Raw genomic sequence first — 13928 nt, forward strand, 5'->3', positions numbered from 1 at the left:
GAATCAATCTTCCTATCTATTTGTTAGTTTAAAACTCAACGTTAATAAGTCTCGACTATTTGCACCGACCATGATGTTAAATACACCTGTATCACTTGTGAATTTTTGATTACTATGGACATATCTTAGTAATTTTTCATCAATCATAAAGCTAACTTTTCTCTTTTCCTTTGGCGAAAGTTTGACTTTTTTAAAGCCCTTCAACTCTTTTATTGGTCGGACAACTTCTGCTTTCCTATCACGTATATAGAGTTGAACCGTTTCTTCTCCTGCATAATCTGAAGTGTTTTCTACCATAACAGAAGCTTCAATCACTTCTCCAGAAACCAATTCATCATTTTCTAAACAAAAATCAGAGTAACTAAACTGACTATAACTTAGGCCATAACCAAAAGGATATTTGGCATAATTGGAAACATCTAGGTATTTAGAGACGTACTTTTCATCTGGTGTCACTTCAAACGGACGTCCTGTATTATCACAATTATAATAAATTGGTACTTGGCCGACTGACTCAGGGAACGACATGCTCAAGCGACCGCTCGGGTTATATTGCCCCCAAAGAATTTCAGAAAGTGCGGCACCACCTTCTGTTCCAGGAAACCATGCTTCAACAATTGCTTTGGCCGTATCTATCTCTGTTAAATCTAATGGCCGACCATTATAAAGCGTAACAATCACATTAGGGTTGACTTCTTTTATTTGCTCAAATAATTGGCATTGGCTTTCAGGTAATTTAATATCACTTCTACTGGCTGCTTCCCCACTCATCCATTCTCTTTCACCTAAAGCTAAAACAACTTTATCTGCCTGTTTTGCAAGTTTCAGTGCTTCGTCAATTGCCGCTTGGCTTGGGGTAAAATAATCAAAACTTTCTGCACCTATCAAAACATTTTCCGAGATAGCTTGCGCCCCTTCACTCAAAGATACTGCCTCTTCTTGACGCCCTTGCCATGACCAAGCACCTAATATATCTTTTGAATTTGCCCCTGGTCCAACAATCGCTACTTTATCTCGTTTGTTTAAAGGAAGGATCGCTTCATTTTTTAGTAGAACCATTGATTTTTTAGCAATCTCTCTAGCTGCATTACGATGCTCCTCTGAAAGAATCCATCTCTTTTCAAGTGCTTCATCTGCCCCTCGATAAGGATTTTCAAAGAGCCCCAACTCATTTTTAAGAGTCAAGATTCTTAAAACAGCCTCATCTAACAGCTCTGCTTCGACTGCACCTTCCTCGATTAGCTCTTCTAAATATTGCGTATAACAAGTCGTCATCATCTCAATATCTACGCCAGCCTTTATCGCTAATTCCGCTGCCTCTTTTTCGTCTTCAGCCACACCATGAGGAATCAATTCTTTAACCGCTCCCCAATCGGAAATCACAACGCCATCAAATTCAAACTCTTTACGCAAAACCTCTCTAAATAACCATTTATTCCCGGTTGCAGGCACACCATCCACTGTGTTAAATGAAGTCATTACTAACTTTGCTCCAGCATCTAACGCAGCTTTGTACCCTGGAAGGTAACTTTCTCTTAATTGACGTTCAGACATATTGACTGTGTTGTAGTCACGCCCTGCGATTGCTGCTCCATATGCTGCAAAATGTTTCACACAAGAAGCCACTCTAAAGAAATCCTCTTTCAAATCAGCCCCTTGGTATCCTTTGACAAAGGCCTCAGCAAAACGGCTATTTAAAAATGGATCTTCGCCTGTTGACTCCATAACTCTTCCCCATCTTGGATCTCTGACCAAATCTACCATTGGTGAAAACGTCACATGTAAACCTGATACTGCGGCTTCTTTTGCAGACACCTCAGCCATTTGTTCTGCTACTTCCAAGTCCCAAGAACTACCAATCGCTAATGGAATAGGGAAGATGGTTCGAAAACCATGGATAATATCCGCCATAAGGATTGTTGGGATACCTAAACGATTTTTTTTCATATAGTTCTTCTGAATTTGAATCGCTTCTTTCGCCCCTGATACCCCTAGAGTCGTCCCTGCTCTATCGATAATCTCCTCAGTAATCCCTAGGTCTGCCATTGGACCCGTTCTTTCCTCAGCTACCTCAGAATAAAAATCAGCAGATAATTGTAACAGCTGATCTACTTTTTCTTCTATCGTCATTTGTTCAACAAGTTTGATTAATTGTTGTCTTTCCACTAGTTACACCTCTATTTATTTCCAGAAACATTGTAGCCATCCAGAATATATTTTTGTAGGAACATAAAGATAATTATGATTGGTACCACCATAAATGCTGATCCGGCCATTTGTAAGGCATAGTTATTGGCATATTGGCCTTTTAACAGCTGTAATCCAACAGATAAGGTGTAATATTTTTCGTCATTTGCCATAATTAACGGCCATAGGAATGAATTCCAACCACCAATGAAGGTTGCGATTCCTTGAACAGCCAGAACTGGTTTTGAAATTGGCAAAATAATTCTTGTAAAGATAAACCATTCGCTTGCCCCATCCAATCTAGCTGCCTCTAATAATTCATTTGAGATAGCAGACATGAACTGACGGAACAAGAAGATACCATACGCACCAACTAAGCCTGGCAGAATAATCCCTGGCATTGTGTTTGTCAGCTGCATAGAGTTCATAATCAAATACACTGGAATCATCGTTACTTGCCCTGGAATCATCATTGTTGCAAGAACCAAATAAAACAAAGGTTCTCTTCCTTTGAACTGATATTTAGCAAAACCAAAACCTGCCATTGCGTTAAAGAGCATTCCTAAAAAAGAGAACGCCACGACGATTAGTGTATTTCTTAGATACGTCGTAAAATCAAAAGCATTAAATAATTGAACAAAATTATCCCAATTTGCCTTTGCCGGGAAAATTTTAGGTGGAAACTCCATAATTTCCATATCCGTTTTTAAAGAGGAAAGGAGCATCCAAATAAATGGGAGCATCCAGATAATTGCACCAATTGCTAAAATGACCCCCATAGCAAATTTAGCACGCGAATTACTTTTAAGTTCTTTATTCATATTAGTCACACCTTTACAGTTGATTTTCAGAATTGCGTTTTTGCATTCTGAATTGGAATAAAGTGACAATAATGATAGCTGCAAATAAAATAAATGAGCCGGCTGCTGCATAACCAAACTTGCTGAACTGGAACCCATTTCTATAGATAAATAAGGCTACAGAGGTTGTACTATCTAATGGTCCACCATTTGTCATGACGAATGGTTCTTCGAAAAATTGAAGCCAACCAATTAGAGTCGTCACCGTAACAAAAAAAGTTGAAAAACGAAGGGACGGAATCGTGATATAGAATATCTGTGCTTTCTTTGAGGCACCGTCCAAAGAGGCTGCTTCATATAATTCTTTGGGAATCCCTTGAATGGCAGCTAAAAAGATTAACATATTCGTTCCTACCGCTCGCCAAACGCCCAAAATAATTAAGGAAACTTTTGCAACTGTCGGGTCTGTCAACCATGGAATAGCAGGAATATGCAAGAAGGACAGTAGATAATTTAAAAAGCCAAAGCTTGGGTTATATAAATAGCTGAAAACAACGGCAACTGCCACGACGTTTGTTATTGCTGGCGTATAAAAAATCATACGGAAAGCTGAAAACAATTTATTTTTACCGAAATTAATCATCAACGCCAAACCTAAAGACATCACAATGACGGTTGGTACACCTAAAACAACATAAAAAACGGTATTCGTTATACTCTTCAAAAATACCGGATCCGTCAGAATGCCCTGATAATTCTCAAATGCAACAAATTTAATCTTGGACCAATCTGCCAAACCCACTAGACTCATATCTGTAAAACTAATAAAAAAAGCAACGAATATCGGAATAATTGAAAAAAGTAATAATAAGATTAATGCCGGTGCAATAAAGAAATACGGTGCTTTTGGATTTTTGCTTTTTCTCAATTTCTTAACTTCCTTTCTAATAGATAACGAGGTTGGGACAGAAGTGTTTAACTCCGAGAAATAAGAAGGAATTCACGGAAATTGTTCTTCAAATTTTTGTGAATTTCAGCTTATTTCCGAACCTTCAACTCTAGCATGTCTCATGCGTAGAAGTTGTTGAGAGCGGAACAACGTGAAGATGGAGTTGCTTCTGTACCCACCGTTTATTCGAATAAAGAGAGGCTAGGACATAACTTTGTAAGTTATGTCCCAACCGCTCCCCTTCATTTCATTATTTGCTTACTAAAGCTTCTGTTTCTTCATTGAATGAATCCATTTCAGTTTGAACATCTTCTCCACCTAAGTAGATTTTTTCAAAATGTTTCAAATAGTTTTGTGCGATTTCTTCAAACTCAGGAATAAGAGGCATTGGTTCTGAGTTATTCAATTGTTCATTAAACACACTGTAGATTGGATCATCTTTTAATTCTTTGTTTTCCCATGTTTCTTTAACAGTTGGTAACGCGTCTGTTAAGTGCATCCATTCTAACTGATTTTCTGGTTTAGACATAAAATCAATGAATTTTGCTGCATCATCTTTTTTCTTAGAGTATTCAAAAATAGTTAAGTTAGAACCACCCATAGATGATGTGTTATTTTCTTTACTTGGTAACGGTGCAATTGCCCATTTTCCTTCAACATCTGGAACTGTATCTTTGACAGCTTTTGCCATCCAAGGACCACTGATGAACATTGGAACCATCGCATCATCCCCAGAAAATGTTTGGCTCACATCTAATCCAAGGTCTTGTTTTGGTGCATAACCTTTTTGAATAAAATTGTTCAAATAAGAGACTGCATCAACAAATTCTGGTTTATTAAACTCTGGTTTTCCATCAGACATAAGTGGTGAACCATTTTGACGAGCAAACATAAATCCTAATGTTTGTTCTTTAGAGTCAATGTTAATTCCGTACTTGTCATCGCCACGTTCAGCTAGTTTTTTCGATGCATCTTCAAGCTCTTCCCATGTTTTAGGCGCTTCTTTATAGCCCACTGAGGCTAAAACGTCTGTCCGATAGAATAATACGCGTGTCTCAGCCGCCCATGGAATCCCGTAAGATTTGCCATCAAATTGTGTCGTTTCTACAGAACCTTCATAAAAATTATCTGCTTTCATCGTGTCATATTTTTCAATATATGGGGTCATATCTGTTAGTGCACCCGCCTCTTGAAATTCTGGCATCCAAGTTGTTCCCATTTGAAGAACATCAGGACCACTCTTTGAAGCAACTGCTGTTAACAACTTGTCATGTGCGTTAGACCAAGGAATTGATTGAATTTTCACTTCAATTCCTGTTTCATCAGTAAATTTATCTGTCATTTTCGATAATTGTTTGACTTCATCACCCATGCCCCAGATATTTAAAACTTTATCCTCTTTTGCTGAGTCTTTGTTTGACCCACAGGCTGCCAACCCTCCTAATGCTAGTACAGTAGTCAACCCCATCAAAGCGATTTTTTTCGATAGTTTCATTTCTTATTCCTCCAAACATTTTTAGTGAAACGTTTCTACAAAAATTAGTATACAATTTACGATTAATTTTGTAAAGCGTTTTCCATTTTTTTATTCCGCTTTGATAAAGTCCGTGTTTCAAGTGTTTTTTTATTAAAATAATTTATATACTAAAAATAAATACATATAACGTACCACTCTTTAGAAACGTTTCACTTAAAAGGAACCTTTTCTCCGACAAAAACAACCGGTTGATGATTTGCTGTATTCTACAAAATAAGGAGATTGATGATATAGAAATCCTGAACTCTATCAATCAGTAAATTTAATTAAAACCTGCAGTCAAAGAAATTGGGCGCTCAATTAATGCAATAGGTAGTGATACCATTCAAACTCCTGTAGCGACAGAGTTTTCAGCATATAAACCTTGCTATTCAGTGAGCAGCAATCACTCGACGATAAATACTCTTACTAATTTATTCAAACAAATAAATTTTTCTGAGATAACCACTCACTTACCTCTTTCGTTTGGACTAGAAAAGAACGCTATAAAAATCACGATAAAGAGTACACGGCATTTGAAAAGCTTGTTCTAGCAATAGGCAAAAATTCCAAAAAAAGTAAAAGTATGGAATTTGAGCGTCTGCTGAGACCCCGCCATAGTGTCAGGTTACTTAGGAAACGCCACTGATTGGATTCTAGGATAAAAAAAGAGTAGGAGCTGGCTACTATCCCACGCTCCCACTGATCTTAGTATATTTAGTTTAAATTTTCGCACAAAACCTACTTTTTTTCTATACGTTTATAGGTTCCTTGGGCTTTTTCACCTGACGAATAAAAATGCTCGAACTCGTTGATTCCATTCTTTAAAATTAACTGCGCCCAAAGCTTATTATCAGTATCCTCTTTATTTTCTGTTGAAATATTCAACATCTTTTTTATAATTTTTGGCTCTTCAATTACTAAATTCAATGTTCCATCCTTAATATGTAAATACTTCTCCATCTCCTCATCCGTCAAATGAGGTCTAATCACTGAATCAACGAAAGAACGCATTAATCCAATTGCTTCGCCCTCTTCAACCAACTTATCAGAAAGAATGTATTCTAATTCATAACGAGTAGCATCTTCAATTCCAAATACAAACTTATCTGGCGATGCTAAGTCACCTTGATAGGTTAAAGTCATGCGATCCTCACAAAAATCCTTTATTTCACTAGTTATACTTATTACAATTTGCATATCTTTTGCGATGTCCATTGTTTGCTCAAGACTAGGGTTTGATTTATTTTCCCACAACCCAACAAAATGATTCTCTATATTCTTTTTATAATAATACCAACCAAAGCTAATACCAATAATAAATACTATTGATAAACCGATAAGTAATTTATTTTTCTTCATAGGCTACTCCTTTTTACGCATTTCTATCACTTCTTCACCAATAACTAATGTATTTTTTGTGCTATAAGCTGTCACTAATACCGAATCTGTCTCCTCTTTCAGCTTATAACTAGCTACAGTTGTAATTGTTTTTCCTGGTTTCACCTTCGCCAGACTTTTTTCTTTTAATTTAGAGAAACCAGAGTCATACGATACGTAAGCTGGAGCTAAATCTTCTATCGTATCCTCTAACTCCTGAGTTAAACCAAACGATCCAGAAAAGCATCGCTCTGGAACGAGCAAATCTTCACTATTATTAGTAAAAGAATAGCTTAATACCACAATCTGTCCTTTTTTATCATAGTCTGGAGCCACTTCCGCTGACTCAATTTCAATTTTATACTTATTGGTTGTCAGTACTCTTTCTTTAAACTCTTCCTTTATTTGGTCTTCTTCAATCTGTTCATAGCTAGTATTCTCCGTTCCTTTCTTCGCATTTTCAACGCCTTCTCGAAAGGCTCCGCTTAATAAGCCACACCCACTAAGGCTTAATAAAAGAACACCTAGCATTGCAAAACTATTCCATTTTTTCATTTTCTCCTCCTATATTATCCAAAAAATATATCTCTACTATATCTTATAAATAACATTTAGTATATTAAAAATTTATCTCCCCAAAGAATCAATCGTTTTTAGAAGTTGATGATAGCGGAACGCAGTCCATCAGTTCTAAAGGTGCTCCACCTTTAGAAATTGGTGGGGCGAAGTGCAGACCTTCAACTCTAGCATGTCTCATGCGTAGAAGTTGTTGAGAGCGGAACAACGTCCTTCAATTCTTAAGGTGTTTCACCTTTAGAAATTGATGAGATCGGAGTCTTTTTGCGCAGTGAAGATGGGGTTTCTTCTGTCCCCACCGTTTATTTGGATAAAAAGAGGGTGGGACATAAAACTTGTAAAGTTCTATCCCACCCTCTTATCCATGTATTTCGATTAACGATACAACCAGCCTTCAGGTAGTTCCTCTAAAGGTGCACACTCTTTATACAGCTCGCCAAATTCATGAAACCGTTGCGCCAAGTTATCATCAACTGTGCCGTATTTATTAGGAGAGATGTTCATCAAAAAGCTAATGTTCTTCGCATTACACTCTTCCACTTTTTCAACAGCCCATGCTGCTGGCTTAAGTGTTTCGGTTTGATAACCCTCTTTCCAAAACCAAGTCTTTGTGTAGATATTACAGCTAGCACCTGGCCCAACGAAATCATCCTCAGCCTCTTCACCAGCCGCGTTTTCATAAAAGACAATATCTGTTGATTGAATATCTTCTCCACTACCGATATTCATTACCAAACAATTGGGTTGAATTTTTTTGACAAACGAGTCAATCTCTGAAAAAGGTAAGTCAGAAAAGCGCGGACCGCCCCAAGGAGCATTCCAGCCATCGATAATTAAAAAAGGAATTTCGCCATAGTTTGTTAACAACTCTTTAATTTGTGCCTTGATAAACTGCACATCCTCTTTCGTACAACTCGTCTCAGTGATTCCGTGATGTAAATCCAAGATTGAAAAATACAGTCCCGCTAGGATACCCGCTTCTCGAAACGCGTGTAAATATTCTTTGACAACATCCACTTTAAACGTCCCATTGTGAATGCTATGTTCCGTTGTTTTTGTTGCCCATAGCGTAAATCCTTCATGGTGTTTTGCCGTTAATGCCGCAAACTTGGCTTGGCCATCCTTTGCGACTTTTGCCCACTGTGCACAATTCAATTGATTGGGATTCCACGTTTGCGGATCAAAAACATGTCGATTCTTATCATTCTTATCGGTAATTCCATAGTCCCAATCATGCACATCTGAATCGCAAAATTGTTGCGTCGCGCTATTAAAATGGATAAACGCACCATTTCTCAAGTTTACAAATTCTTTTTGTAAGGTTACTAAATCTTTTTTCATTCCTATACACCTCAATTATAAAATAGTATACTAGTGCTATAAAAAACGAAATGACACCGCTTTTATTTATTGAGTGTAACAAATTTCACTAAGGCAATGTAGTAAAGATATGTGACGATTTGGAAAAAATATGTGGTTTTAGAAAGGGCAAGCATGAGATATCAGATTGAGCACTTTGACTCAGAAGACTATTTTGAATTTATCCAATTTCAGCAATTTAGCTACCCTCTGCACCACCATCAGCTAATTGAGGTGGTCTATGTTACAAAAGGACAATTGGAGGTTCTGCAGCTAGACGAGACCCTCTTATTGTCTGCTGGCGAGGCTGTGTTCTTTTTATCCAATCAACCTCATGGCTACAATAGCTCTGAAGATTGTACGTACTATGCATTTATTTTTTCACCTAACTGGATTTCACCTTTTTTGAAATCAATCACTGGTCGGTTTCCACAGACGCCTAAATTTTCTTATAAAGAATTGCAAACTTACGACAAACAAACCTTGGAACAGCTATTTAAGAATCCTTTCAAAACACGTGGTTTTTTATTGCTGTTATGTGGTTATTTTTATGAGCAAGTCACCTGGACAACTACCGCTCAAAAAAATGATGAACTTTTGACAAAGATTATTGATTATATCGGTCGACACTATAAAGAAGAAATCACCTTACTCAGTAGTGCCAAAGCTCTGGGATACGACTATTCTTATCTGTCCCATTTTATCTCTGACCATTTAGGGACTCCCTTCCAAAAATATGTTAATGGTCTGCGCCTAAGCTACTCACTGGATCTTCTACAAACGACTGATTTGCCCATCGCAGACATCGCTATCCACGCAGGGTTTCCTAGCGTTCGAACGTATAACAATCAGTTTAAGAAAGCCTTCAATATGACACCTAGAGACTATTTGAAGATTTCTACAGAACGTTTGAACAAAGGCAATCAAAAATCTGCTGAAACCAATTGAAATTAGCTACTACTAATAGTGCTTATGTTTGCTTATTGATCAAATTACGTAGTAAATTTATTTAAAGTAGGAGTGTAAAATACCAAGACCGAGAAAATGCTTGCAAAAAAAGAGGGGACACTTATGGGTCGGTAATTAATAAAGTTGCAGGAAATCCTGGAACGACTATTGGATTAGCGTATACTACATCTATAAGTGCAACCATTTCTGCATAAGCGGGACTTAAGTTGGGACAGATTATTTTGGACGTCGGATTTAGTCTAACTAACAGCTATCCAGTAACATATTCCGGTAGTTACAAGGTTGAAAGTGAGGGCAACAAAAAAATGTAAAAATAGTAACGATGTCTGCGGAGCCAATTTTTCAAACTCATAAATATAGAAGTAAGGCTATAAATGGGCTTTCAACGACTCCAACGGCTAGAAAGCCAATAGGGATTTATTATTCTAAAAGTTATACATATAAGTAAAAAAGAGTATTCTAAAACGAACCTGCAAGAGCAAAACTAGCTCTGCTCCCACAGGTTCGTTTTTATTTTGAAGTCACTGGAACATCCATGTCCTCTTTTTGTCTAATTTTTTTGAACGGATGAGACGATTTTTTTATTAATAGTGTTAGTTTACATGCTTAGTATGAGTTGCTTTTTCTGTACCTACCGTTTATTCGGATAAAGAGAGGCTAGGACATAACTGATAAAGTTACATCCTGGCCTTATTTTCCTCTCAATGTTGCCCTTTTTGGAAACAGGTTTAAATTTACCACAGGATAACTTTTTCAGTAGCCTTTTAATGAGATTTTTAAGAGCTTTGATAAAATATACCCACACCAATCATCCTTTTAATCTCCACCAGCAAATATTTCTTCTTTGTTGTAGATAGGTACATGTTTTTTCAAGTCTTCTAAATCGCCAACTTTTTGACCTTTTGAATAATAACCATCCAATAATCCCAATGATTGGAAGATTGTTTGTTTATAAGCAATCTCTGCATTCCATTCTGTCGTATCCAAAATTTGTAACGCTTTATGAATCGCTTCAATCCCAGTCGATCCAGAAGCATTGATTAATACACCGTGGCTGTTTAACAGTAACATGTGAGGAATCGCTAGCTCCTCCTCTTTGATATACTGGCTTACCAACTCAGCCAATTCTGGCGAGCAGTTTGGTTCAAAGCCCAACACTGGTACATAGCCTACTTTCTGTGTTGCTTCAGTTAAGTTTGGCATGTCTAAACCAGAAGTTGCCCAAAACATCGCGTTTGGTGCATGTGCATGTAACACAGCTTTAATTTCTGGATTTGTATCATAAACCGCTTCATGAAGGTTAATCTCACGAGTGAGCTTCCCAACACCATCGATAATTTTCCGTGTATGAGGTTCTACAACAAGAATTTGCGCGGCAGACAATTCGCCCAAATACGCTTCTGACATCATCGTTGGTGTCATAATAATGAACTCGTTCCCTGACTCATCTACCGTCTTAAACGAGAAATTCCCTCCTGCAACATTTGTGTTTTTTCTAGTAAAAATTAAATGAACAATCTTTGCTAAATCTTCTCTTTCTCTTTCGAATATCATACGTCCATCTGACATTTGTTAACCCACCTTTTTATTTTTAAAAACTTTTTTGCTAACAACTGCTTCCTGTGCGGCTTGTCTAATCTTGATTGCTTCTTCATACTTTTTCTTTCTTTTTTCATCGTATTCTTTAAACAGAATCGGCTGCCCAAATCGGTAAACTACTATTGCTAAAAGAATCGTAATCAAATTAAAAAGCACTTGTTGCGTAGTAAGGGCAAGGACAAAACAGCCTACTGCAAGAAACAAAATGGCCAACCACTTTATTTTTTCCTTTTGAGCACTTTTCCCCATATTTCTTGTCCTTCTTTCCTATTTTCCTTCTAGCTCTTCATATCGTTTACTTGGAACTTGGGCTTTTGACATATATTTGTACAACCAAATAAATAATCCGATGAAGACTACAGCACCAGCAATCGCTAAAAAGTTCCCTTTAAATGCCTCTGCAAACAAAATTCGGAATTCCGGCCCCTCAATAGATGACCAAGTGATTTGTTGCCCCTTGTCAATTCCTTCAACCGCACCTGTTTTTTCTGCTAATCCAGTTAATACAGGTGTTAAATAAGTAGCGCCATATAGATAAATTGGCATTGAAATGACCCCTAAAATCAACATGCGAGCTAGGTTTCCACCAGTTAAAAGTAACCCACCTACTGCAATCGAATAATTAATAATGCCAGCCAAAGGAAGAACGGCATTTCCTGGTAAAATAATCGCATAACCAATGAATACAGGAACAAGCAAAATTGCTGTTACCCAAACCTCAGATCGTCCTGCCAACACAGGCCAATCTAAACCAATATAGACTTCTCGGTCTTTAAATCTTTTTTTCATCATTTCAGACATAGCATCTGCTAATGGAGATAATGACTGCATAAACATTTTCGAAATCATAGGGAACAAGGCCATTGCCGTTGCAATTTGGATGGCTAAATTAAGCGATTTTGAAACACCATATGCAGCAGCCAATCCAAGCGCTAGACCAATAATAAAGCCCATCACAGAGTTTTCTGAGAAAATACCAATCTTTTTCTTCAGAGCTTTAGTATCTGCACGTTTATTTAAGAATGGAATTTTATCCATAATCGCATTAAATGGTAATAAAAGAACGGCAGAAATGTTCATCAAATGTGTGACAGTCACTAAGGGAATCCCTGTTAAATCCTCGATATGACGTTGGAACATATCACCCATTTTAAGTTCTAAGATAACTTGTACAACTGCGGTAACAAATCCAGCAAGTAAGCTTCCACTAATAAAGTACACAAGATAAGCAGTTAGTGCTTTCCCCCAAACATTCCACATGTCGACGTTCAATGTTTTCGTCCAATTCAGCATCAACATAACAAAGTTCACACCTAAGACCACTGCAAAAAATACAAAGGCGTACGACCATGACCAAGTGATACTGGCAGCTCCTGTCCATCCCAAATCTAGCGCAGGTAAATTAATTCCTGTGTTTTTCGCCAACGCTTCTGATGCAGGACTCACTGCATTTGACATAAATCCAATAACCATTGACATACCTGTAAAGGCAATTCCTAGAGTGATTGCCGACATAAAAGCTTTTTTAAGTTTCATTCCAGCAACTAATCCCAGAATCAAAATAATTAACGGAACAAAAATTGCTGACCCTAACCCTAAGATATAATTGATAATATCCTGAAAGATTTCCATAATTTTTCCTTCTCTCTACCTAGTTAATTTGTGTCTATTCAACTAATTCCTTTATCTCTTCATAAATTTCTGCACTGCCCATCCCTGTTAAGAAAGGAATTCCTGGAAATACCTTAACACCTAGCTCTTCTGCTTTTTCTAAGACTTCTTCATCAGGTTGTGCCACAAAAACGTAGATACCTGTTGAAGGCAATTCGCTTTGAATTGATTTATAATCTACAGCTTCTACCGGAAAATCAATGCCATCCTCTTCAAACATACTGGCAATTTTACTGGCAATCGTTTGACTTGTAGCCACGCCACTTCCGCATGCAACAATTAATCTGTTCTTCATTTCTTCTTCCTCCTAAATATGTTCGACAAATAATTGATAAATGTCTTCTGGTTTTGTTAAGGATACAAACTGGGTAACAAAGTTTTCATCCATAAATAAATTCATAAATGCTTGTAGTAGCCCAACTTGCTCTGTTGGTTCTTTAATTCCTAGAAAAAATAAGTTGGAAACACTCATTTCTTGACTATCACCCATCTGTTTCATAGTAATTGGTCGCTTTAATCTAGCAATGAAGATGAATGGCTGCTCCACATACTCAGGATCAGAGTGTGGTAACCCAATATTTAAATACTGGGTAATTAGACCGGTCGGAAACTTTTGTTCTCTAATTAAAATTCCCGCGTTATACCCTTCATTGACAAAATTTAATTTCTTTAAATGACTTGCCACTGTTCCGAAAACTTCTTCTACTTGCCCTCCTTCAATCATTAAATCAATCAATTCTTTATGCAACATTTTTTTGAAATCCATTTACGCCCTCCTTTTTGAACGTTTCAGTTAGTTTTTGTTAAATTATGTTACTTTTTGTTTTACAATGTTAATATAAACTCAAAAAGAATAATTGCCAACGCTTTCTTTTTTATTTTTTTCAAATAGTATTTTCTCTTCTATAAATAAACCTATCAA

13 protein-coding genes are annotated in these 13928 nt (G+C 37.0%); 1 reads left to right on the forward strand and 12 read right to left on the reverse strand.

Going from position 1 to position 13928, the window contains the following annotated elements:
* Nucleotides 1-12: 12 nt before the first annotated feature.
* From IGI37_RS14555 to IGI37_RS14585, 7 genes are all read right to left on the reverse strand, one after another.
* On the reverse strand, nt 13-2166 hold the full coding sequence (locus IGI37_RS14555; protein WP_438762786.1) for a glycoside hydrolase family 3 N-terminal domain-containing protein: 2154 nt from the start codon (nt 2164-2166) through the stop codon (nt 13-15).
* Between the two features lie 11 nt (nt 2167-2177).
* On the reverse strand, nt 2178-3008 hold the full coding sequence (locus IGI37_RS14560; protein WP_438762787.1) for a carbohydrate ABC transporter permease: 831 nt from the start codon (nt 3006-3008) through the stop codon (nt 2178-2180).
* Between the two features lie 13 nt (nt 3009-3021).
* Nucleotides 3022-3915 (reverse strand): carbohydrate ABC transporter permease, encoded by an 894-nt coding sequence (locus IGI37_RS14565; protein WP_438762788.1) that lies wholly within the window; start codon nt 3913-3915, stop codon nt 3022-3024.
* A 271-nt stretch (nt 3916-4186) separates the two neighbouring features.
* Nucleotides 4187-5431, reverse strand: coding sequence for a sugar ABC transporter substrate-binding protein (locus IGI37_RS14570; protein ID WP_438762789.1), 1245 nt, complete (start codon nt 5429-5431; stop codon nt 4187-4189).
* Nucleotides 5432-6193: 762 nt separating this feature from the next.
* A complete protein-coding gene (locus IGI37_RS14575; RefSeq protein WP_438762790.1) occupies nt 6194-6814 on the reverse strand; it encodes a hypothetical protein in 621 nt (206 codons plus the stop codon).
* Nucleotides 6815-6817: 3 nt separating this feature from the next.
* Nucleotides 6818-7387, reverse strand: coding sequence for a DUF5067 domain-containing protein (locus IGI37_RS14580; RefSeq protein ID WP_438762791.1), 570 nt, complete (start codon nt 7385-7387; stop codon nt 6818-6820).
* A 396-nt stretch (nt 7388-7783) separates the two neighbouring features.
* Complete coding sequence (locus tag IGI37_RS14585; protein WP_438762792.1) at nt 7784-8749, reverse strand: alpha-L-fucosidase; 966 nt, start codon at nt 8747-8749, stop codon at nt 7784-7786.
* 153 nt (nt 8750-8902) lie between these two features.
* On the opposite strand from IGI37_RS14585, the gene IGI37_RS14590 reads away from it, so the two are divergent.
* Complete coding sequence (locus tag IGI37_RS14590) at nt 8903-9715, forward strand: AraC family transcriptional regulator (protein WP_438762793.1); 813 nt, start codon at nt 8903-8905, stop codon at nt 9713-9715.
* An 837-nt stretch (nt 9716-10552) separates the two neighbouring features.
* On the opposite strand, the gene IGI37_RS14595 is transcribed toward IGI37_RS14590, so the two are convergent.
* The 5 genes from IGI37_RS14595 to IGI37_RS14615 are packed head-to-tail and all read right to left on the reverse strand — an operon-like array spanning nt 10553 to nt 13772.
* Nucleotides 10553-11305: a class II aldolase/adducin family protein gene (locus IGI37_RS14595; protein WP_438762794.1), complete on the reverse strand. Its 753-nt coding sequence runs from the start codon at nt 11303-11305 to the stop codon at nt 10553-10555.
* Between the two features lie 3 nt (nt 11306-11308).
* Complete coding sequence (locus IGI37_RS14600) at nt 11309-11584, reverse strand: hypothetical protein (RefSeq protein ID WP_438762795.1); 276 nt, start codon at nt 11582-11584, stop codon at nt 11309-11311.
* 18 nt (nt 11585-11602) lie between these two features.
* The gene (locus tag IGI37_RS14605; RefSeq protein WP_438762796.1) at nt 11603-12967 is read right to left on the reverse strand and encodes a PTS galactitol transporter subunit IIC; all 1365 of its coding nucleotides are present in this window, start codon (nt 12965-12967) and stop codon (nt 11603-11605) included.
* 34 nt (nt 12968-13001) lie between these two features.
* Nucleotides 13002-13301 (reverse strand): PTS sugar transporter subunit IIB, encoded by a 300-nt coding sequence (locus tag IGI37_RS14610; RefSeq protein WP_438762797.1) that lies wholly within the window; start codon nt 13299-13301, stop codon nt 13002-13004.
* A 12-nt stretch (nt 13302-13313) separates the two neighbouring features.
* Nucleotides 13314-13772: a PTS sugar transporter subunit IIA gene (locus IGI37_RS14615; protein WP_438762798.1), complete on the reverse strand. Its 459-nt coding sequence runs from the start codon at nt 13770-13772 to the stop codon at nt 13314-13316.
* Nucleotides 13773-13928 lie beyond the last annotated feature (156 nt).

The organism is Enterococcus sp. AZ194 (assembly GCF_051713825.1).
Lineage (GTDB): Bacteria > Bacillota > Bacilli > Lactobacillales > Enterococcaceae > Enterococcus_K.